This is a genomic window from Citrobacter sp. RHBSTW-00986 (genome assembly GCF_013783065.1).
GTDB classification, from domain to species: Bacteria; Pseudomonadota; Gammaproteobacteria; order Enterobacterales; family Enterobacteriaceae; genus Citrobacter; species Citrobacter braakii.
Genome location: NZ_CP056200.1, coordinates 4885097 through 4905891, shown reverse-complemented (window position 1 = coordinate 4905891; position 20795 = coordinate 4885097). Strand labels below are relative to the sequence as shown.

At 52.2% G+C, this 20795-nt stretch carries 13 protein-coding genes, 3 tRNA genes and 3 rRNA genes; 14 read left to right on the top strand and 5 right to left on the bottom strand.

What is annotated here, in order from left to right:
• Window positions 1-45: 45 nt before the first annotated feature.
• Complete coding sequence (asnC, locus tag HV345_RS23610; RefSeq protein ID WP_003023780.1) at window positions 46-504, bottom strand: transcriptional regulator AsnC; 459 nt, start codon at window positions 502-504, stop codon at window positions 46-48.
• 151 nt (window positions 505-655) lie between these two features.
• On the opposite strand from asnC, the gene asnA reads away from it, so the two are divergent.
• Window positions 656-1648, top strand: coding sequence for an aspartate--ammonia ligase (asnA, locus tag HV345_RS23605; RefSeq protein ID WP_181636117.1), 993 nt, complete (start codon window positions 656-658; stop codon window positions 1646-1648).
• Window positions 1649-1651: 3 nt separating this feature from the next.
• Here asnA and viaA read toward each other — a convergent pair whose 3' ends face one another.
• Both viaA and ravA read right to left on the bottom strand, forming a co-directional pair.
• Window positions 1652-3103, bottom strand: coding sequence for an ATPase RavA stimulator ViaA (gene viaA / locus HV345_RS23600; protein ID WP_137380259.1), 1452 nt, complete (start codon window positions 3101-3103; stop codon window positions 1652-1654).
• On the bottom strand, window positions 3097-4593 hold the full coding sequence (ravA, locus tag HV345_RS23595) for an ATPase RavA (protein ID WP_181546612.1): 1497 nt from the start codon (window positions 4591-4593) through the stop codon (window positions 3097-3099). Before ravA ends, viaA begins: the two co-directional genes overlap by 7 nt.
• 330 nt (window positions 4594-4923) lie before the next feature.
• On the opposite strand from ravA, the gene kup reads away from it, so the two are divergent.
• From kup to rbsR, 7 genes are all read left to right on the top strand, one after another.
• The gene (gene kup / locus HV345_RS23590) at window positions 4924-6792 is read left to right on the top strand and encodes a low affinity potassium transporter Kup (protein WP_003023768.1); all 1869 of its coding nucleotides are present in this window, start codon (window positions 4924-4926) and stop codon (window positions 6790-6792) included.
• A 192-nt stretch (window positions 6793-6984) separates the two neighbouring features.
• Window positions 6985-7404: a D-ribose pyranase gene (gene rbsD / locus HV345_RS23585; protein WP_016155090.1), complete on the top strand. Its 420-nt coding sequence runs from the start codon at window positions 6985-6987 to the stop codon at window positions 7402-7404.
• A 7-nt stretch (window positions 7405-7411) separates the two neighbouring features.
• Window positions 7412-8917 carry a ribose ABC transporter ATP-binding protein RbsA gene (gene rbsA, locus HV345_RS23580; protein ID WP_003023764.1) on the top strand — a complete coding sequence of 502 codons (1506 nt, stop codon included), beginning with the start codon at window positions 7412-7414 and terminating at the stop codon, window positions 8915-8917.
• A gap of 5 nt (window positions 8918-8922) precedes the next feature.
• A complete protein-coding gene (rbsC, locus tag HV345_RS23575; protein WP_003023762.1) occupies window positions 8923-9888 on the top strand; it encodes a ribose ABC transporter permease in 966 nt (321 codons plus the stop codon).
• Window positions 9889-9912: 24 nt separating this feature from the next.
• Entirely contained in the window at window positions 9913-10803 is an 891-nt protein-coding gene (gene rbsB, locus HV345_RS23570) for a ribose ABC transporter substrate-binding protein RbsB (protein ID WP_181636116.1), read from the top strand.
• 141 nt (window positions 10804-10944) lie between these two features.
• Window positions 10945-11874, top strand: coding sequence for a ribokinase (rbsK, locus tag HV345_RS23565; RefSeq protein WP_016157826.1), 930 nt, complete (start codon window positions 10945-10947; stop codon window positions 11872-11874).
• Window positions 11875-11877: 3 nt separating this feature from the next.
• Window positions 11878-12870 carry a ribose operon transcriptional repressor RbsR gene (gene rbsR, locus HV345_RS23560; RefSeq protein ID WP_016155093.1) on the top strand — a complete coding sequence of 331 codons (993 nt, stop codon included), beginning with the start codon at window positions 11878-11880 and terminating at the stop codon, window positions 12868-12870.
• Here rbsR and mdtD read toward each other — a convergent pair.
• Together mdtD and HV345_RS23550 are read right to left on the bottom strand one after the other, a co-directional pair.
• Window positions 12836-14263, bottom strand: coding sequence for a multidrug transporter subunit MdtD (gene mdtD / locus HV345_RS23555; protein ID WP_181636115.1), 1428 nt, complete (start codon window positions 14261-14263; stop codon window positions 12836-12838). The genes rbsR and mdtD overlap by 35 nt on opposite strands.
• 1 nt (window position 14264) lies before the next feature.
• Window positions 14265-14969: a FadR/GntR family transcriptional regulator gene (locus tag HV345_RS23550; RefSeq protein WP_016157828.1), complete on the bottom strand. Its 705-nt coding sequence runs from the start codon at window positions 14967-14969 to the stop codon at window positions 14265-14267.
• Between the two features lie 454 nt (window positions 14970-15423).
• Here HV345_RS23550 and HV345_RS23545 point away from each other — a divergent pair.
• The 6 genes from HV345_RS23545 (at window position 15424) to HV345_RS23520 (ending at window position 20727) form a co-directional block, all read left to right on the top strand.
• A 16S ribosomal RNA gene (locus HV345_RS23545) occupies window positions 15424-16965 on the top strand.
• Between the two features lie 85 nt (window positions 16966-17050).
• Window positions 17051-17126: transfer RNA gene (locus HV345_RS23540), tRNA-Glu, on the top strand.
• A 220-nt stretch (window positions 17127-17346) separates the two neighbouring features.
• Window positions 17347-20253: ribosomal RNA gene (locus HV345_RS23535) — 23S ribosomal RNA — on the top strand.
• A gap of 98 nt (window positions 20254-20351) precedes the next feature.
• Window positions 20352-20467: ribosomal RNA gene (gene rrf, locus HV345_RS23530) — 5S ribosomal RNA — on the top strand.
• The 16S, 23S and 5S rRNA genes sit together here with 3 tRNA genes alongside, the layout of an rRNA operon.
• A 55-nt stretch (window positions 20468-20522) precedes the next feature.
• Window positions 20523-20599 (top strand) — tRNA-Asp (locus HV345_RS23525).
• Between the two features lie 52 nt (window positions 20600-20651).
• Window positions 20652-20727 (top strand) — tRNA-Trp (locus HV345_RS23520).
• Window positions 20728-20795 lie beyond the last annotated feature (68 nt).

The window sequence follows — 20795 nt, the reverse complement described above, 5'->3', positions numbered from 1 at the left end:
GAGCTGGGATCTACCTGTGGAAAAATAGGGGATTAAAAAAAACGATCATGGCTTGATGGTGCGCATGATCGGGTTTTGCAGGACGATCAGGGTCTCCGTGGACTGAATTTCATCAATTGTTTGGATCTTGTTGATAAGTACCTGCTGTAACGCGTCGATTGACTTGCACATCACCTTTATAAAGATGCTGTAGTGCCCGGTGGTGTAATACGCTTCGGTCACCTCATCGAGGCTTTCCAGTCTGGCCAACGCTGACGGATAGTCTTTCGCACTTTTCAGGATGATGCCGATAAAGCAACCGACGTCATAGCCCAACTGTTTGGGACTAACATCAATCCGCGCGCCGGTAATAATCCCGGCCTGCTTCATCTTCTCTACGCGAACGTGAATTGTCCCCGGGCTAACGCCGAACTGTTTGGCCAATTCGGCATAGGCCGTTCGGGCATTTTCCATCAGGGCGTCAAGAATGCCGCGGTCCAGATTGTCGATCTGATAATTTTCCATAGGTTTTTCTTATGTAGATTAATGATTCCCTCTATTTTAGACGTTAATTTTAACGAATCAAAATCGAAGAAGGCTTTTTGTTTGTTGATTATTGAATATTACCTACATTCTGTTGCTTAATCATAGGCAACAGGACACAGGAGTACACATAATGAAAACCGCTTACATTGCCAAACAACGTCAAATTAGCTTCGTAAAATCTCATTTTTCTCGTCAGCTGGAAGAGCGTTTAGGTCTGATCGAAGTTCAGGCTCCGATCCTCAGCCGCGTAGGAGATGGCACGCAAGATAACTTGTCGGGCTGTGAAAAAGCGGTGCAGGTGAAGGTTAAAGCATTGCCAGACGCTCAATTCGAAGTGGTTCATTCACTGGCGAAGTGGAAGCGTCAAACATTAGGACAACACGACTTTAGCGCAGGCGAAGGGCTGTACACGCATATGAAGGCCCTGCGTCCTGATGAAGATCGCCTTTCCCCGCTGCACTCAGTGTATGTTGACCAGTGGGACTGGGAGCGCGTGATGGGCGACGGCGAGCGTCAATTCTCCACTCTGAAAAGCACGGTAGAGGCTATCTGGGCGGGAATTAAGGCTACCGAAGCTGCGGTGAGCAAAGAGTTTGGTCTGGCACCGTTCCTGCCAGAGCAGATCCACTTTGTTCATAGCCAGGAACTGTTATCTCGTTATCCTGGTCTTGACGCAAAAGGTCGTGAACGTGCGATCGCTAAAGAGCTGGGCGCGGTATTCCTGGTGGGGATCGGCGGCAAGCTCAGCGACGGTCACCGCCATGATGTACGTGCGCCGGATTATGATGACTGTAGTTCATCGTCCGAGCTGGGTCACGCCGGTCTGAACGGTGATATTTTGGTCTGGAACCCGGTACTGGAGGATGCGTTTGAGCTGTCTTCTATGGGGATCCGTGTGGATGCTGACACTCTGAAACATCAGCTGTCTCTGACCGGAGATGAAGATCGTCTGAGTCTGGAATGGCACCAGGCGCTGCTGCGCGGTGAAATGCCACAGACGATTGGTGGAGGAATTGGGCAGTCGCGTCTGACCATGCTGTTGCTGCAATTACCACACATTGGTCAGGTTCAGTGTGGCGTATGGCCGGCACAGGTACGTGAAAGCGTCGCCTCTCTGTTGTAAGAATTAACGCCGCCAGCGTCTGAGCAGGCGGCTTCGCATCCCGGTATCAAAGCGCCAGATATGATCGAAAATGCGCATGATGCCGGGTTTACCATGTTCTGACATCGCCACCGCGTGAAAACGGTGCTGGTGCACCCGCTGTAATTCCTCCACTTTGCTGACAACCTCATCGGGCAATCGCTGTGCGATAAAATCTGAGATCACCACCGCATCAGCATCAAACCATTCCCGACCCTGCATGCGCTCAGTAATGGCGCGAAAACAGCTGGCAATATCGGTACCACCGCGAAAGCGCTGACTTAAAAAACGGATCGCCTGTTCGATGCCCTCCGGGCCGGATAGCTCATAGCGCACTACTTCTGTTGAAAACAGCATGATGAAACAGCGTCGGTTATCGGCAAGGGCGACGCGCATTAGCGCCAGGCAAAAGGCTTTCGCACACTGCTCATTAAAGCCGCCCATCGATCCCGAAGTATCAACGCAGACGATAAACGGTCCGCGCGGTTGCTCGTCAAAATCCTGATGCACCACGGGGCGTTCCGTGACTTTCTCACGCCATGCTTCGCCGTGCAGGCGATAGGTCAACAGCTGCTTTTCCACCAGTCGTCGGTAGAACTCGTATTCCAGTTCGGTAATGCCCAGCGTGGCCAGTTCCGGCGGCAGCAGGCGCAGGATATCGTCGCTTTGCTGGATGCCATCTACTTGCTCCGGGACGGTTGCCGGTTCGCGCACCAGGGTGCGGAAGGTTTCCATTGGCGCATCTTTACGCGGTACGGATTTCGCTTCTCTGGAACGGCCTAACTGCTCAGCCAGACGCTGGAGTTCAGGTTGTTGCGTCAGGAATTCGCCATATTTCACCATCAACTGATAATCACCGCGCTTGATTTGACCTGCGCTCATATCCCACAACCGGCCTGCGGCGTTGTCATTTTCTGCCAGTACGGGTTCCAGTTGCCCGCTAAGGGTCATCCGTTCCTGTACTTCACTGAGCAAATGCTCGCGCTCTTCTTCCAGCAGTTGCTGATTCAGCGTTGTGGTTTGCACCACCAGGCTCAGGCGCCAGCGCTGGAGAAAAAGCGTATGTAGGGCAGGCGTAAACGCGCTGTTGTCATTGACCAACTGCTGCGCTTGTCCGGCCCATGGCGAATGGAGGTGGTGCAATAGCGACAATATTTGCGGTAGCTGGACGATAAACTGCGCATGAGAGAGGAGCTGGCTTTGTTGATAGCATATAACCTCTTCCGCTAACTCCGGCGGTACATGGGTATCTTTGAGGCGGCTACGCAAAGATTCACGCCAGCGGGGAATATCGTCAGTGATCGCTTTTTTAAGGCGAGGGAATTTGTTAAAAAATACCACCATCTTTGGAGAAGCCAGCAGTGCGACGATCATCTCTTCGATCATCGCTTCTTCACTGACTGCCAGCATGATGTTGAGCGTATCAAGGGTCAGCATTGTTGCGCCTGGCGGATTTGCGCCCCGACATCCTGCAGGCTGGCCTCAATGCGGCCTAACCAGTCGCTATGAATAAACAGACATTTTTGCTGCTCGCTAAATGCGCTGTGCTGCTGATGCCACTCGTTATCGAGCGCTTCAAGCTCCTGTTTTATTTCAGCGGGCATACTCTCTTGTGATGTACCGGGCAATGCCAGGCGAGAGCCTTGTAAGCTGACGTCGCGTACAACCAGGTGCTGCGCGCTATCCACTTCCATGTTCAGCGTCTGGGCAAAACCGATGCCGTTTAATTTTCCGCGGATCTCACCGCCTTTGGTTAACCACAGTTCCAGCGCGCTACGTTCGAAAGCAATATGGATTACTTCCATATCATGCAGCTTTAAGGGCTTTTGCAGTAGTAATGTCACGACGGAAGACGTGGCCTCCGGCGGTAAATCATAATGAGGACGACGGCTGAACATGCCGCCCTGACGGATCACGGTGAATGCTGTTTTATCGCTTTGCTGCTGCTGGAGCTGAATGCGGCGCTGTACAATACTGGCCAGACGGGTCAGCATGGCTTGCTGTTGCCATGCGTGTCCGGTCATCAATACTTCCAGCTGCTGCTGCATTAGATTCAGGCTTTGTGCGTCGTACCACAGGCAATCTTTCAGCAGGATCAGGTCGATGGGAACTACCGCATCACGTCCGCTAAAGAAGGCGCTGGCCTGGAGCAAGCGAATGGCTTTTTTCCAGCGACGATCGGACACGTAGGGGGCATTCGGTAGCGTGTCCAACTGCTGGCGCAGCATGAAAATAAGCTCAAACACGCGATCGGGAAGCGTGATGGCGCCAATGTTCTTTTGCCACTGGTAATACTCTTCATCCGTTACCTGTAACGATGCCGGGACCGGATTGTCGCTTTCATCCTGCTGACTTAACAGCATCGAGCGGAAGTTGGCCTTGTCCTGGACTTTATCCAGCCACAGACGAATCAGCATACGGTCGTACAGCGCTTCCAGGCTGCTGTCTGTTTCAGGCAGTTCGTTGGAGGCTGCCACCAGCAGGCGCATCGGGATTTTCTCTTCATGCGCGCCGTTGCGGAAGTGGCGTTCGTTGATGGCGGTCAGCAGGGTGTTAAGAATCGCCGGTCCCGCCTTCCAGATTTCATCGAGAAAGACGATTTCAGCTTCAGGGAGATAGCCTGCCGTTAAGCGTTCATAGCGACCTTCGTCTTTTAACGCCTGAATGGACAGCGGGCCGAAAACCTCTTCCGGCGTAGAGAAGCGCGTCATCAGATATTCGAAGGCGCGAGCATTTTGAAAGGCAAATTTCAGTCTGCGGGCAATTAAGCTTTTCGCGATCCCGGGAGGACCTAATAAGAAAACGCTCTCGCCGCTAAGTGCAGCCAGCAGACACAGACGAATGGCGTGGCTACGTTCATAAAGTCCCTTTTCCAGCGCATTGCTCAGACGGGAAATTCTTTCCGCTAATAAATGTGGGTGAGCCATAATGAAGTGGCGTCCTTTCGCCAAATGTACTGCATAAACAGCGAGTATAGATGCTTCACACCAGTGCAGTAATAGACTGAAGGTGCGCTTATTTTTCTTTGAGCCAGATTAATCTGGTCTCATTTAGGGGTACGATTTTGCGATTAATCGTGCATACTGTGCGCCTTTTTGTGGGCCAAGGGACGACGCACACATTTCTTATATATACACCAAATCAATCAAGCTGCACCAAGGCGGCAATGGAGTTTTCTTCTGGGATGGGGGGAATAACGAATGCAGCCCACGCGGAGGTGGCTTGAAAGATGATGTGTATAAACGAAAGACGAGTCTATGAGCACTGATAATAAACAATCATTGTCTGCGATTACCCTTGCGGCCATTGGGGTTGTCTACGGTGATATTGGTACCAGCCCACTTTATACGCTTCGTGAATGTTTGTCCGGCCAGTTTGGTTTTGGCGTTGAACGTGATGCCGTATTTGGCTTTCTCTCGCTGATTTTCTGGCTGCTGATCTTTGTTGTCTCCATTAAATACCTGACGTTTGTCATGCGCGCGGATAACGCCGGAGAAGGCGGGATCCTGACGCTGATGTCATTGGCCGGGCGTAATACTTCAGCACGAACAACCTCCATGCTGGTGATTATGGGGTTGATTGGCGGCAGCTTCTTCTATGGAGAAGTGGTGATAACGCCTGCTATCTCGGTGATGTCGGCGATTGAAGGTCTGGAGATCATTGCTCCGCAACTGGATACCTGGATTGTTCCGCTCTCGATAATCGTACTGACCCTGCTGTTTTTGATTCAAAAACACGGTACCGGCATGGTCGGTAAGCTGTTTGCGCCGATTATGCTGTTGTGGTTCCTGACGCTGGCGGTGTTAGGCGTGCGCAGTATTATTGGCAATCCGGAAGTGCTGCAGGCGCTCAATCCATATTGGGCGGTGCATTTCTTCCTCGAATTCAAAACGTTGTCCTTTATTGCGCTGGGTGCGGTGGTGTTGTCGATTACCGGTGTTGAAGCGCTGTATGCGGATATGGGCCACTTCGGTAAGTTGCCGATTCGCCTGGCATGGTTCTCCGTGGTATTGCCTTCGCTGGTACTGAACTATTTTGGTCAGGGGGCGTTGCTGTTAAAGCATCCTGAAGCGATTAAAAACCCGTTCTTCCTGCTGGCACCGGACTGGGCGTTGATACCGCTCCTGATCCTCGCCGCGCTGGCAACGGTTATCGCTTCACAGGCGGTTATCTCCGGCGTCTTCTCACTGACGCGTCAGGCCGTGCGTCTGGGGTATTTATCGCCGATGCGTATCATCCATACCTCGGAAATGGAGTCGGGCCAGATCTACATTCCTTTCGTTAACTGGATGCTCTATTTTGCAGTGGTTATTGTGATTGTGAGCTTTGAACACTCCAGCAATCTGGCTGCGGCGTACGGGATTGCGGTGACGGGGACAATGGTGCTGACCTCAATTCTGTCGACCACCGTGGCGCGCAAAAACTGGCACTGGAATAAATACTTCGTCTTCCTGATCCTGGTGGCGTTCTTGTGCGTCGATGTTCCGCTGTTCTCCGCGAACCTCGATAAACTGATTTCCGGCGGTTGGCTGCCTCTGACGCTGGGTCTGGTGATGTTCACCATTATGACCACCTGGAAAAGCGAGCGTTTCCGTCTGCTGCGTCGCATGCATGAGCACGGCAACTCTCTGGAGGCGATGATTGCCTCTCTGGAGAAATCACCACCGGTACGCGTGCCGGGAACGGCGGTGTACATGTCTCGTGCATTGAACGTCATCCCGTTTGCGCTACTGCATAACCTCAAACATAACAAGGTTCTGCATGAACGCGTTATTCTGCTGACGCTGCGCACGGAAGATGCGCCATATGTTCACAATGTGCGTAGGGTGCAGATTGAGCAGTTATCGCCCACCTTCTGGCGCGTGGTGGCCAGCTACGGTTGGCGCGAAACGCCGAACGTTGAAGAAGTGTTCCATCGCTGCGGTCTGGAAGGCTTAAGCTGTCGGATGATGGAAACCTCGTTCTTCATGTCGCACGAGTCGTTGATTGTTGGCAAACGACCATGGTATCTGCGTCTGCGCGGTAAGCTGTATCTGCTACTACAACGCAATGCGCTGCGCGCCCCGGACCAGTTTGAAATCCCACCGAACCGGGTTATTGAGCTCGGTACTCAGGTCGAGATTTAATCTCATCGACGCCCTCTTTCATCGCGAAAGGGGGCGTTTTGTTTTGTCCCTCCCAGTTTTCATTTCATCGAATGATAATCCTTGCGAAACGTTTCGATGGCGATCACATTTTCGTAACTTCGCGGTGGTTTTATCTCCACTCTTCGCTCTACACTTATCTTCAGCGAAACGTTTCGCTAGTGGGGAAAGAAAATGAAGAAAGGCACGGTACTCAACTCTGAAATTTCATCGGTGATCTCCCGTCTGGGGCATACCGATACGCTGGTGGTGTGTGATGCAGGTTTACCCATCCCGAATAGCACAACGCGTATCGATATGGCATTAACCCAGGGCGTACCTTCTTTTATGCAGGTACTGGATGTGGTGACACGTGAAATGCAGGTCGAGGCGGCCATTCTCGCGACGGAAATTAAACAACATAATCCGCAACTCCACGAAACGTTGCTCAGCCACATTGAGCAACTGCAACAACACCAGGGAAACACCATAGAAATTCGTTACACCACGCATGAACAATTCAAAAAACAAACCGCAGACAGTCAGGCGGTAATTCGCAGCGGAGAGTGTTCTCCGTATGCGAATATCATTCTCTGTGCTGGCGTCACGTTCTGAGGCCATCATGAACGCATTACTGCAACTCAAAGGGATCGATAAAGCGTTCCCGGGCGTAAAAGCGCTATCCGGCGCCGCGCTGAATGTCTACCCAGGCCGCGTAATGGCGCTGGTGGGCGAAAACGGCGCGGGCAAATCCACCATGATGAAAGTGCTGACCGGGATCTATACCCGTGATGCCGGTTCTTTATTGTGGTTGGGAAAAGAGACCACCTTTAACGGCCCTAAATCCTCCCAGGAAGCCGGAATCGGTATCATCCACCAGGAGCTGAATTTGATCCCGCAACTCACTATCGCCGAGAACATTTTTCTTGGCCGTGAGTTCGTTAATCGCTTTGGCAAAATTGACTGGAAGAAGATGTACGCCGAAGCCGATCTGCTGCTTGCCAAACTGAATCTGCGCTTTAAAAGCGACAGACTGGTCGGTGAACTGTCGATTGGCGATCAGCAGATGGTTGAAATTGCCAAAGTGCTGAGCTTTGAATCGAAGGTCATCATTATGGATGAACCGACGGATGCGCTCACCGATACCGAAACCGAATCCCTGTTCCGCGTCATTCGCGAACTGAAATCTCAGGGACGCGGCATTGTCTATATTTCTCACCGCATGAAAGAGATCTTCGAGATTTGTGACGACGTGACCGTTTTTCGCGACGGGCAGTTTATTGCCGAGCGTGAAGTCGCCTCGCTGACCGAAGACTCGCTGATTGAAATGATGGTGGGACGTAAGCTGGAAGATCAATACCCGCGCCTGGAAAAAGCGCCGGGTGATATTCGCCTGAAGGTCGATAACCTGTGCGGCCCTGGCGTAAACGATGTTTCATTCACGCTACGTAAAGGCGAGATCCTTGGCGTATCGGGGCTGATGGGTGCCGGACGTACCGAGCTGATGAAAGTGTTGTACGGCGCATTGCCGCGCACCAGCGGTTACGTCACGCTTGATGGCCATGAAGTGGTCACCCGTTCGCCGCAGGATGGGTTGGCTAACGGCATCGTCTATATTTCTGAAGACCGTAAACGCGATGGTTTAGTGCTGGGCATGTCGGTGAAAGAGAACATGTCACTAACCGCGCTGCGTTATTTCAGTCGCGCTGGTGGAAGCCTTAAACATAAAGACGAGCAGCAGGCGGTAGGTGATTTTATTCGTCTGTTCAATGTTAAAACGCCATCGATGGAACAGGCTATCGGCCTGCTTTCTGGCGGTAATCAGCAGAAAGTGGCGATTGCGCGCGGTCTGATGACCCGACCAAAAGTCCTGATCCTCGATGAACCAACGCGCGGCGTTGACGTTGGGGCTAAGAAAGAAATCTATCAGCTTATCAACCAGTTTAAGGCCGATGGGCTGAGCATCATTCTGGTCTCCTCTGAGATGCCAGAAGTATTGGGCATGAGCGATCGAATTATCGTTATGCATGAAGGGCATCTCGGCGGTGAGTTCACTCGCGAGCAGGCCACTCAAGAAGTATTAATGGCTGCCGCTGTGGGCAAGCTTAATCGCGTGAATCAGGAGTAAAAAAGATGACTACCCAGGCTGTTTCTGGTCGCCGTTATTTCACTAAAGCATGGCTTCTGGAGCAAAAGTCGCTCATCGCTCTGTTAGTGCTGATCGCGATTGTTTCCACCATGAGCCCTAACTTTTTTACCGTTAATAACCTGTTCAACATCCTCCAGCAAACGTCGGTGAACGCCATCATGGCCGTTGGCATGACGCTGGTTATCCTGACGTCGGGGATCGATCTGTCTGTCGGTTCTTTGCTGGCGCTTACCGGTGCGGTTGCGGCTTCCATTGTAGGGATTGAAGTCAATGCGCTGGTGGCTGTCGCTGCGGCCCTGGCGCTCGGTGCTGCTATTGGCGCGGTAACCGGGGTGATTGTCGCGAAAGGCCGGGTACAGGCGTTTATCGCGACCCTGGTGATGATGCTGCTGCTGCGTGGTGTGACCATGGTATACACCAACGGCAGTCCGGTTAATACCGGGTTTACTGACAATGCCGATCTGTTTGGCTGGTTTGGTATTGGTCGTCCGTTAGGCGTCCCTACGCCTGTGTGGATTATGGGGATTGTCTTCCTCGCGGCGTGGTACATGCTGCACCACACTCGTCTGGGTCGTTATATCTATGCGCTGGGCGGTAACGAAGCGGCAACGCGCCTGTCCGGTATCAGCGTAAGTAAAATCAAAATTATCGTTTACTCCCTGTGTGGTCTGCTGGCATCGCTGGCGGGCATCATTGAAGTAGCGCGCCTCTCCTCTGCGCAACCGACGGCAGGCACTGGCTATGAGCTGGATGCTATCGCCGCGGTGGTGTTAGGTGGTACCAGCCTGGCGGGCGGTAAAGGACGTATTGTTGGGACGCTGATCGGCGCATTGATTCTTGGTTTCCTCAATAATGGTTTGAATTTGTTAGGTGTATCCTCCTATTACCAGATGATCGTCAAAGCGGTGGTGATTTTGCTGGCGGTACTGGTAGACAACAAAAAGCAGTAACAACGATTACAGGACATCTTAAATATGAACATGAAAAAACTGGCTACCCTGGTTTCTGCTGTTGCGCTGAGCGCCACCGTGAGCGCGAATGCGATGGCGAAAGATACCATTGCGCTGGTGGTCTCCACCCTCAACAACCCGTTCTTTGTTTCTTTGAAGGATGGGGCGCAAAAAGAGGCCGATAAGCTGGGCTACAACCTGGTGATTCTGGACTCACAGAACAACCCGGCGAAAGAGCTGGCTAACGTTCAGGATTTAACGGTTCGTGGAACTAAAATTCTGCTGATTAACCCGACAGACTCCGATGCTGTTGGTAACGCTGTGAAGATGGCTAACCAGGCGAAAATTCCGGTTATCACCCTGGACCGCGTTGCGTCCAAAGGCGAAGTGGTAAGCCATATTGCATCTGATAACGTGCTGGGCGGCAAGATTGCGGGCGATTACATCGCGAAGAAAGCGGGTGAAGGCGCGAAAGTTATCGAACTGCAGGGTATTGCCGGTACTTCAGCGGCGCGTGAGCGTGGCGAAGGTTTCCAGCAGGCTGTTGTGGCACACAAATTTAACGTACTGGCCAGCCAGCCGGCCGACTTCGACCGCACCAAAGGTCTGAACGTCATGCAGAACCTGCTGACCGCGCATCCTGACGTGCAGGCCGTATTTGCCCAGAACGATGAAATGGCGTTGGGTGCGCTGCGCGCACTGCAAACTGCGGGTAAATCTGATGTGATGGTGGTTGGATTTGACGGTACTCCTGATGGCGAAAAAGCAGTAAATGATGGCAAACTGGCTGCGACCATTGCTCAGCTGCCGGATCAGATCGGCGCGAAAGGCGTTGAGACTGCGGATAAAGTCCTGAAAGGCGAGAAGGTTCAGGCTAAATATCCGGTTGACCTGAAGCTGGTCATCAAGCAGTAATACCGATTCAGGTCGCTCGCGGCCTGATGGAGACATAAAGACGCCATCCCCGTATCGGGTTTTGGGGATTAAAGCGTAAAAAGAAAAGCAGGGCACGCGCCACCCTAATCCGGTGGCGCACTTTGACTTGGAACACCAAATATGAAAACCGCAGGCAACCTCGTTGTTCTTGGCAGTATCAATGCCGATCACATCCTCAACCTTAACTCTTTCCCGACACCTGGTGAAACCGTAACCGGTAACCATTATCAGGTCGCATTTGGTGGTAAAGGCGCGAATCAGGCTGTTGCTGCGGGGCGTAGTGGCGCGAATATCGCATTTATTGCCTGTACGGGTGATGATGATATTGGCGAAAGTGTTCGTAAACAGTTAGCCAAAGATAATATCGATATTGCGCCGATTAGCGTAATTTCGGGGGAATCGACCGGTGTGGCGTTGATTTTTGTGAATGGTGAAGGTGAGAACGTCATCGGCATTCATGCTGGTGCGAACGCGGCACTTTCGCCTGCGCTGGTGGAAGCTCAGCATGAGCGTATTGCCCAGGCGTCTGCCTTACTGATGCAGTTAGAGTCGCCGATCGAAAGCGTACTGGCTGCGGCAAAGATTGCACATCAAAATAAGACCACGGTAGCCCTTAACCCGGCCCCGGCACGTGAACTTTCTGACGAACTGCTGGCGCTGGTGGATATTATTACCCCGAATGAAACCGAGGCTGAAAAGCTCACGGGGATCCGGGTTGAAAACGATGAAGACGCGGCCAAAGCTGCGCAGGCACTGCACGCGAAGGGGATCCATACTGTACTGATTACCTTAGGCAGTCGCGGGGTGTGGGCCAGCGTAAATGGTGAAGGTCAGCGTGTGCCTGGGTTTAAAGTGGACGCTGTTGATACCATCGCCGCTGGGGATACCTTTAACGGCGCGTTAATTACAGCGTTACTGGAAGAGACCCCGCTGCCTGAAGCGATCCGATTTGCACATGCCGCTGCGGCGATTGCGGTCACCCGTAAGGGCGCACAGCCTTCCGTTCCATGGCGCGAAGAAATAGAAGCGTTTTTAAGTCAACAGAGGTAACGCTTGGCTACAATGAAGGACGTCGCCCGCCTGGCGGGGGTTTCCACGTCGACGGTTTCTCACGTCATTAATAAAGATCGCTTTGTCAGTGAGTCTGTCACTGACAAAGTTGAAGCGGCGATTAAAGAGCTTAACTACGCGCCCTCAGCGCTGGCGCGTAGTCTCAAGTTAAACCAGACCCACACTATTGGCATGTTAATCACTGCCAGTACCAACCCCTTTTATTCCGAGCTGGTGCGCGGCGTTGAACGTAGTTGTTTTGAACGCGGCTACAGCCTGGTGCTGTGCAACACTGAAGGTGATGAACAGCGCATGAACCGTAATCTGGAAACGTTAATGCAAAAACGGGTGGACGGCTTGCTGCTGCTCTGCACGGAAACACATCAACCTTCCAGGGAGATCATGCAACGCTATCCTTCTATACCGACCGTCATGATGGACTGGTCGCCTTTTGATGGTGAAAGCGATCTGATCCAGGATAACTCCCTGTTGGGCGGGGATTTAGCCACTCAACATCTTATCGAAAAAGGTTTTACGCGCATTGCCTGCATCACCGGGCCGCTGGATAAAACCCCGGCGCGTTTACGTCTGGAAGGATATCGGGCGGCAATGAAGCGGGCGGGGCTGCCGGTCCCGGAAGGTTACGAGATTACCGGTGACTTTGAGTTCGGCGGCGGCTTTGAAGCTATGCAAACGTTGCTGTCGCATAAACAGCGACCGCAGGCCGTTTTTACCGGCAATGATGCCATGGCGGTTGGCGCGTATCAGGCTCTGTACCAATCGGGATTGCGCATTCCGCAGGATATGGCGGTGGTGGGTTATGATGATATCGAGCTGGCGCGCTATATGACGCCGCCGCTGACGACCATCCATCAACCAAAAGATGAACTGGGCGAACTGGCCATCGATGTATTAATCCACCGGATGGCGCAGCCCGCATTACAGCAACAGCGCCTGCAACTTACTCCTGTTTTGATGGAGCGGGGGTCGGTTTAGGATTATGTCGCTCTTTAATCAGATTACGTCCATCTTTTGCTTTTAGCAGCATGAACATCAGCGCAGACACTACCGTGATAGCGCCCATCGTCATAAAGGTGTAGTGGAACTGCTCGACCGTATTGGTTCCTTCCATGCCTTCATAGATACGCAGAACGGCAGCGCTGATGGCGACCCCTAAACTGATTGATAACTGCTGAGTAACGGCCAGCACACTGTTGCCGCTGCTGGCGTTTTCATCGGTCAGGTCTGCCAGAGTGATGGTATTCATGGAGGTAAACTGGGTGGACATCGCCATACCCAAAATGAACAACGGCAGGATCAACATCCAGACCGGCATGGCGGGAGATTGCAATGCGAACTGCGCAATCATCAGGCCGATAAATATCGTAACACCCACCAGTGTGGTTCTGTAGCCGAGCCGGCGCAGCACCTGCGTCACCATTGATTTTGCCAGTATTGATCCCAGCGCCGTTGGCGCCATCATGCAACCGGCGATCAGCGCCGGGTATCCAAAGCCTACCTGCAACATTAGCGGCATTAAGAAGGGCACGCACCCTGTACCCAGACGAGTGGCAAGGTTTCCGGCGATCCCGACGGAAAAAGTTCGGGTCTTAAATATAGGAAGCGATATTAGCGGCGTTGGGTGACGACGCGCGTGGCGAATGTAGGCGAGCAGTAACAGAATGCTGGCAAGAATAATGCTGAGCGCTATCCAGGTCTCGACAAGCTTCTCACCGAACAGCTCTACCCCGCTGGAAAACAACACCAGGCTCAAACCAAACAGAAAGAAACCGGTCATATCAAAACCGCGGCGCGGCGTGGTGAAGTTCGGCATATATTTGCGGGCATAGAAGATACCGGCAACCCCAATTGGAATATTAATCAGGAAGATCCAGTGCCAACTGGCCCACGTGACCAGTACACCGCCCAATACCGGACCTAAAATCGGCCCCACAAGTCCAGGCATGGTTACGAAGTTAAGCACCGGAAGCAGTTCGCTGCGGGGGTAAGCACGTAATAATGCCAGACGGGCAACGGGCATCATCATGGCGCCACCGATGCCCTGAATGATGCGGAAAATCACCAGTTCGCTTAGGGAGCTGGACAGCGCACAAGCCAGCGAACCCAGCGTAAACAGGCTAACAGCTATCATAAAGACGCGCCGGGTACCGAACCTGTCTGCCAGCCATCCACTCACCGGGATCAGCATCGCGACCGTCAGGGTGTAGCTGATAATGGCCGACTGCATGGCGAGCGGAGAGCGGTTAAGGCTGTGTGCTATTGCGGGTAAGGCGGTATTTAGGATCGTGGCGTCTAGTGCCTGCATAAAAAAGGCCATGGCTGCTATCCACGGTAGCCCGGCCATACTGCGTGATTTCTTTTCTGACATATTATTTATCCGGTAGCACGTTCGGTGCTATCAGCAATGCCTGACAGGCAGCGAAGGCGCGATCGCCATCGCTCTCATCTATTGCGTCGACAATGGCCTGGTGTAAATCCAGCTTGACCACGTCGTTATAGGTAATAGAGGTAAAATAGGTCTGGTAAACGGAATGGAAGAGTGATGCAAAGGAGATAAGGAACGGGTTCGCACTCATTTCATAGATGTGTTCATGCCAGGCGATATCAACCTCAATCCAACGCTCGCGTCTGAAGTTTCTTTTCAGCTCGACCATTTCTTCCATCAGCGTGTTGAGATGCGCTTTCTGTTCTGCCGTACCTATAGTCGCCGCCAGTAAACACGCCTGAGGCTCCAGGCTGATACGCATCACCAGAAAATGTTTAATGACCTGAGAGAAATTATCTTCTGTCATCCACCAGGTGAGCAGCTCCTGGTCGAGGAAGTTCCAGTTTGCCTGCGGCATGACGCGTGTACCAATACGCGGGCGCGGTAATACCATACCTTTTGCCGTTAACGTCTTTACCGCTTCTCTTACCGCGGTACGACTCACGCCAAACTGATCGCCCAGCTCTATTTCGCCAGGCAATATAGCGCCCGGTGCGTATTCACCTTTTAATATTCGCTGAGCCAGCTTTTCGGCCAGAACGTAGGACAGGTTTTTCTGTGCGGCTAGCTGTTGGGCATTTAACGGCATGAATGGTTTTCCTTACTTTATTTCTTATTCATTAGTATGCCACCTGGAAGTGTTATTGCGGCTGCAAAAACGGCAATTTGCTTATTTTATGGCATGTTAATGGTGGTTTTGCTGAAAAAACACGCACTCGGAAAGTTATTTTAAATTTCCCCTTGTCAGCCTGAAATAACTCCCTATAATGCGCCTCCACTGACACGGAACAACGGATTACAAACCGCCGGGTCAGCGGAGAAAAGCGAAAATAAACGCTTGACTCTCCAGCGGGATGGCGTAATATGCACACCCCGCGCCGCTGAGAAAAAGCGAAGCGGCACTGCTCTTTAACAATTTATCAGACAATCTGTGTGGGCACTCGAAGATACGGATTCTTAACGTCGCAAGACGAAAAATGAATACCAAGTCTCTGAGTGAACACGTAATTCATTACGAAGTTTAATTCACGAGCATCAAACTTAAATTGAAGAGTTTGATCATGGCTCAGATTGAACGCTGGCGGCAGGCCTAACACATGCAAGTCGAACGGTAGCACAGAGGAGCTTGCTCCTTGGGTGACGAGTGGCGGACGGGTGAGTAATGTCTGGGAAACTGCCCGATGGAGGGGGATAACTACTGGAAACGGTAGCTAATACCGCATAACGTCGCAAGACCAAAGAGGGGGACCTTCGGGCCTCTTGCCATCGGATGTGCCCAGATGGGATTAGCTAGTAGGTGGGGTAACGGCTCACCTAGGCGACGATCCCTAGCTGGTCTGAGAGGATGACCAGCCACACTGGAACTGAGACACGGTCCAGACTCCTACGGGAGGCAGCAGTGGGGAATATTGCACAATGGGCGCAAGCCTGATGCAGCCATGCCGCGTGTATGAAGAAGGCCTTCGGGTTGTAAAGTACTTTCAGCGAGGAGGAAGGTGTTGAGGTTAATAACCGCAGCAATTGACGTTACTCGCAGAAGAAGCACCGGCTAACTCCGTGCCAGCAGCCGCGGTAATACGGAGGGTGCAAGCGTTAATCGGAATTACTGGGCGTAAAGCGCACGCAGGCGGTCTGTCAAGTCGGATGTGAAATCCCCGGGCTCAACCTGGGAACTGCATCCGAAACTGGCAGGCTAGAGTCTTGTAGAGGGGGGTAGAATTCCAGGTGTAGCGGTGAAATGCGTAGAGATCTGGAGGAATACCGGTGGCGAAGGCGGCCCCCTGGACAAAGACTGACGCTCAGGTGCGAAAGCGTGGGGAGCAAACAGGATTAGATACCCTGGTAGTCCACGCCGTAAACGATGTCGACTTGGAGGTTGTGCCCTTGAGGCGTGGCTTCCGGAGCTAACGCGTTAAGTCGACCGCCTGGGGAGTACGGCCGCAAGGTTAAAACTCAAATGAATTGACGGGGGCCCGCACAAGCGGTGGAGCATGTGGTTTAATTCGATGCAACGCGAAGAACCTTACCTACTCTTGACATCCAGAGAACTTAGCAGAGATGCTTTGGTGCCTTCGGGAACTCTGAGACAGGTGCTGCATGGCTGTCGTCAGCTCGTGTTGTGAAATGTTGGGTTAAGTCCCGCAACGAGCGCAACCCTTATCCTTTGTTGCCAGCGATTCGGTCGGGAACTCAAAGGAGACTGCCAGTGATAAACTGGAGGAAGGTGGGGATGACGTCAAGTCATCATGGCCCTTACGAGTAGGGCTACACACGTGCTACAATGGCATATACAAAGAGAAGCGACCTCGCGAGAGCAAGCGGACCTCATAAAGTATGTCGTAGTCCGGATTGGAGTCTGCAACTCGACTCCATGAAGTCGGAATCGCTAGTAATCGTGGATCAGAATGCCACGGTGAATACGTTCCCGGGCCTTGTACACACCGCCCGTCACACCATGGGAGTGGGTTGCAAAAGAAGTAGGTAGCTTAACCTTCGGGAGGGCGCTTACCACTTTGTGATTCATGACTGGGGTGAAGTCGTAACAAGGTAACCGTAGGGGAACCTGCGGTTGGATCACCTCCTTACCTTAAAGAAACGTTCTTTGTAGTGCTCACACAGATTGTCTGATGAAAAGTAAATAGCAAGGCGTCTTGCGATTGAGACTTCAGTGTCCCCTTCGTCTAGAGGCCCAGGACACCGCCCTTTCACGGCGGTAACAGGGGTTCGAATCCCCTAGGGGACGCCACTTGCTGGTATGTGTGAGTGAAAGTCGCCGACCGAAGTATCTCAAAACAGACTTTCGAGTCTCGTTTGAGATATTTGCTCTTTAAAAATCTGGATCAAGCTGAAAATTGAAACGACACACTGTTTCATTTCTCCGTAAACAAGAAATGAAAAGCGGTGTGTTCGAGTCTCTCAAATTTTCGCAATACTGAAGTGTTTTACGAAACATCTTCGGGTTGTGAGGTTAAGCGACTAAGCGTACACGGTGGATGCCCTGGCAGTCAGAGGCGATGAAGGACGTGCTAATCTGCGATAAGCGTCGGTAAGGTGATATGAACCGTTATAACCGGCGATTTCCGAATGGGGAAACCCAGTGTGATTCGTCACACTATCATTACGTGAATACATAGCGTAATGAAGCGAACCGGGGGAACTGAAACATCTAAGTACCCCGAGGAAAAGAAATCAACCGAGATTCCCCCAGTAGCGGCGAGCGAACGGGGAGCAGCCCAGAGTCTGAATCAGCATGTGTGGTAGTGGAACGGTCTGGAAAGTCCGGCGATACAGGGTGACAGCCCCGTACACAAAAGTGCATATGTTGTGAACTCGAAGAGTAGGGCGGGACACGTGGTATCCTGTCTGAATATGGGGGGACCATCCTCCAAGGCTAAATACTCCTGACTGACCGATAGTGAACCAGTACCGTGAGGGAAAGGCGAAAAGAACCCCGGCGAGGGGAGTGAAAAAGAACCTGAAACCGTGTACGTACAAGCAGTGGGAGCCTCTTTATGGGGTGACTGCGTACCTTTTGTATAATGGGTCAGCGACTTATATTCTGTAGCAAGGTTAACCGAATAGGGGAGCCGAAGGGAAACCGAGTCTTAACTGGGCGTTAAGTTGCAGGGTATAGACCCGAAACCCGGTGATCTAGCCATGGGCAGGTTGAAGGTTGGGTAACACTAACTGGAGGACCGAACCGACTAATGTTGAAAAATTAGCGGATGACTTGTGGCTGGGGGTGAAAGGCCAATCAAACCGGGAGATAGCTGGTTCTCCCCGAAAGCTATTTAGGTAGCGCCTCGTGAACTCATCTTCGGGGGTAGAGCACTGTTTCGGCTAGGGGGTCATCCCGACTTACCAACCCGATGCAAACTGCGAATACCGAAGAATGTTATCACGGGAGACACACGGCGGGTGCTAACGTCCGTCGTGAAGAGGGAAACAACCCAGACCGCCAGCTAAGGTCCCAAAGTCATGGTTAAGTGGGAAACGATGTGGGAAGGCACAGACAGCCAGGATGTTGGCTTAGAAGCAGCCATCATTTAAAGAAAGCGTAATAGCTCACTGGTCGAGTCGGCCTGCGCGGAAGATGTAACGGGGCTAAACCATGCACCGAAGCTGCGGCAGCGACACTATGTGTTGTTGGGTAGGGGAGCGTTCTGTAAGCCGTTGAAGGTGTGCTGTGAGGCATGCTGGAGGTATCAGAAGTGCGAATGCTGACATAAGTAACGATAATGCGGGTGAAAAACCCGCACGCCGGAAGACCAAGGGTTCCTGTCCAACGTTAATCGGGGCAGGGTGAGTCGACCCCTAAGGCGAGGCCGAAAGGCGTAGTCGATGGGAAACAGGTTAATATTCCTGTACTTGGTGTTACTGCGAAGGGGGGACGGAGAAGGCTATGTTAGCCGGGCGACGGTTGTCCCGGTTTAAGCATGTAGGCGGAGATTCCAGGTAAATCCGGAGTCTTGCTAACGCTGAGGTGTGATGACGAGGCACTACGGTGCTGAAGTAACAAATGCCCTGCTTCCAGGAAAAGCCTCTAAGCATCAGGTAACACGAAATCGTACCCCAAACCGACACAGGTGGTCAGGTAGAGAATACCAAGGCGCTTGAGAGAACTCGGGTGAAGGAACTAGGCAAAATGGTGCCGTAACTTCGGGAGAAGGCACGCTGATATGTAGGTGAAGTGATTTACTCATGGAGCTGAAATCAGTCGAAGATACCAGCTGGCTGCAACTGTTTATTAAAAACACAGCACTGTGCAAACACGAAAGTGGACGTATACGGTGTGACGCCTGCCCGGTGCCGGAAGGTTAATTGATGGGGTTATCCGTAAGGAGAAGCTCTTGATCGAAGCCCCGGTAAACGGCGGCCGTAACTATAACGGTCCTAAGGTAGCGAAATTCCTTGTCGGGTAAGTTCCGACCTGCACGAATGGCGTAATGATGGCCAGGCTGTCTCCACCCGAGACTCAGTGAAATTGAACTCGCTGTGAAGATGCAGTGTACCCGCGGCAAGACGGAAAGACCCCGTGAACCTTTACTATAGCTTGACACTGAACACTGGTCCTTGATGTGTAGGATAGGTGGGAGGCTTTGAAGTGTGGACGCCAGTCTGCATGGAGCCAACCTTGAAATACCACCCTTTAATGGCTGGTGTTCTAACGTAGACCCGTGATCCGGGTTGCGGACAGTGTCTGGTGGGTAGTTTGACTGGGGCGGTCTCCTCCTAAAGAGTAACGGAGGAGCACGAAGGTTAGCTAATCCTGGTCGGACATCAGGAGGTTAGTGCAAAGGCATAAGCTAGCTTGACTGCGAGAGTGACGGCTCGAGCAGGTGCGAAAGCAGGTCTTAGTGATCCGGTGGTTCTGAATGGAAGGGCCATCGCTCAACGGATAAAAGGTACTCCGGGGATAACAGGCTGATACCGCCCAAGAGTTCATATCGACGGCGGTGTTTGGCACCTCGATGTCGGCTCATCACATCCTGGGGCTGAAGTAGGTCCCAAGGGTATGGCTGTTCGCCATTTAAAGTGGTACGCGAGCTGGGTTTAGAACGTCGTGAGACAGTTCGGTCCCTATCTGCCGTGGGCGCTGGAGAATTGAGGGGGGCTGCTCCTAGTACGAGAGGACCGGAGTGGACGCATCACTGGTGTTCGGGTTGTCATGCCAATGGCATTGCCCGGTAGCTAAATGCGGAAGAGATAAGTGCTGAAAGCATCTAAGCACGAAACTTGCCCCGAGATGAGTTCTCCCTGACCCTTTAAGGGTCCTGAAGGAACGTTGAAGACGACGACGTTGATAGGTCGGGTGTGTAAGCGTAGCGATACGTTGAGCTAACCGATACTAATGAACCGTGAGGCTTAACCTTACAACGCCGAAGGTGTTTTGGCGAAAGAGACATCGAAATTCAGCTTGATTACAGATTACATCGACAGGCCCGAGAGGTGTGTTGATAAACAGAATTTGCCTGGCGGCTGTAGCGCGGTGGTCCCACCTGACCCCATGCCGAACTCAGAAGTGAAACGCCGTAGCGCCGATGGTAGTGTGGGGTCTCCCCATGCGAGAGTAGGGAACTGCCAGGCATCAAATTGCAGTAAACCGGGATGAATAATCCGGGTAGTGACAAAGAAATTCGGTGGAGCGGTAGTTCAGTTGGTTAGAATACCTGCCTGTCACGCAGGGGGTCGCGGGTTCGAGTCCCGTCCGTTCCGCCACTTATTAGAAAATTAAGCCTGCTACCAAGCAGGCTTAATGATAAGAAAATTTAGGGGCGTAGCTCAGTTGGTAGAGCACCGGTCTCCAAAACCGGGTGTCGCGAGTTCGAGTCTCTCCGCCCCTGCCAGAAACAATCCTTAGCATTTTTGCTAAGGATTTTTTTTTACCTGCAATTTGAATTATGCCTTCCTGCTG

What these genes read in the sequence shown, in the direction of transcription:
- asnC (WP_003023780.1), bottom strand. Translation starts at nt 504, where the DNA reads ATGGAAAATTATCAGATCGACAATCTGGACCGCGGCATTCTTGACGCC.
- asnA (WP_181636117.1), top strand. Translation starts at nt 656, where the DNA reads ATGAAAACCGCTTACATTGCCAAACAACGTCAAATTAGCTTCGTAAAA.
- viaA (WP_137380259.1), bottom strand. Translation starts at nt 3,103, where the DNA reads ATGCTGACCCTTGATACGCTCAACATCATGCTGGCAGTCAGTGAAGAA.
- ravA (WP_181546612.1), bottom strand. Translation starts at nt 4,593, where the DNA reads ATGGCTCACCCACATTTATTAGCGGAAAGAATTTCCCGTCTGAGCAAT.
- kup (WP_003023768.1), top strand. Translation starts at nt 4,924, where the DNA reads ATGAGCACTGATAATAAACAATCATTGTCTGCGATTACCCTTGCGGCC.
- rbsD (WP_016155090.1), top strand. Translation starts at nt 6,985, where the DNA reads ATGAAGAAAGGCACGGTACTCAACTCTGAAATTTCATCGGTGATCTCC.
- rbsA (WP_003023764.1), top strand. Translation starts at nt 7,412, where the DNA reads ATGAACGCATTACTGCAACTCAAAGGGATCGATAAAGCGTTCCCGGGC.
- rbsC (WP_003023762.1), top strand. Translation starts at nt 8,923, where the DNA reads ATGACTACCCAGGCTGTTTCTGGTCGCCGTTATTTCACTAAAGCATGG.
- rbsB (WP_181636116.1), top strand. Translation starts at nt 9,913, where the DNA reads ATGAACATGAAAAAACTGGCTACCCTGGTTTCTGCTGTTGCGCTGAGC.
- rbsK (WP_016157826.1), top strand. Translation starts at nt 10,945, where the DNA reads ATGAAAACCGCAGGCAACCTCGTTGTTCTTGGCAGTATCAATGCCGAT.
- mdtD (WP_181636115.1), bottom strand. Translation starts at nt 14,263, where the DNA reads ATGTCAGAAAAGAAATCACGCAGTATGGCCGGGCTACCGTGGATAGCA.
- HV345_RS23550 (WP_016157828.1), bottom strand. Translation starts at nt 14,969, where the DNA reads ATGCCGTTAAATGCCCAACAGCTAGCCGCACAGAAAAACCTGTCCTAC.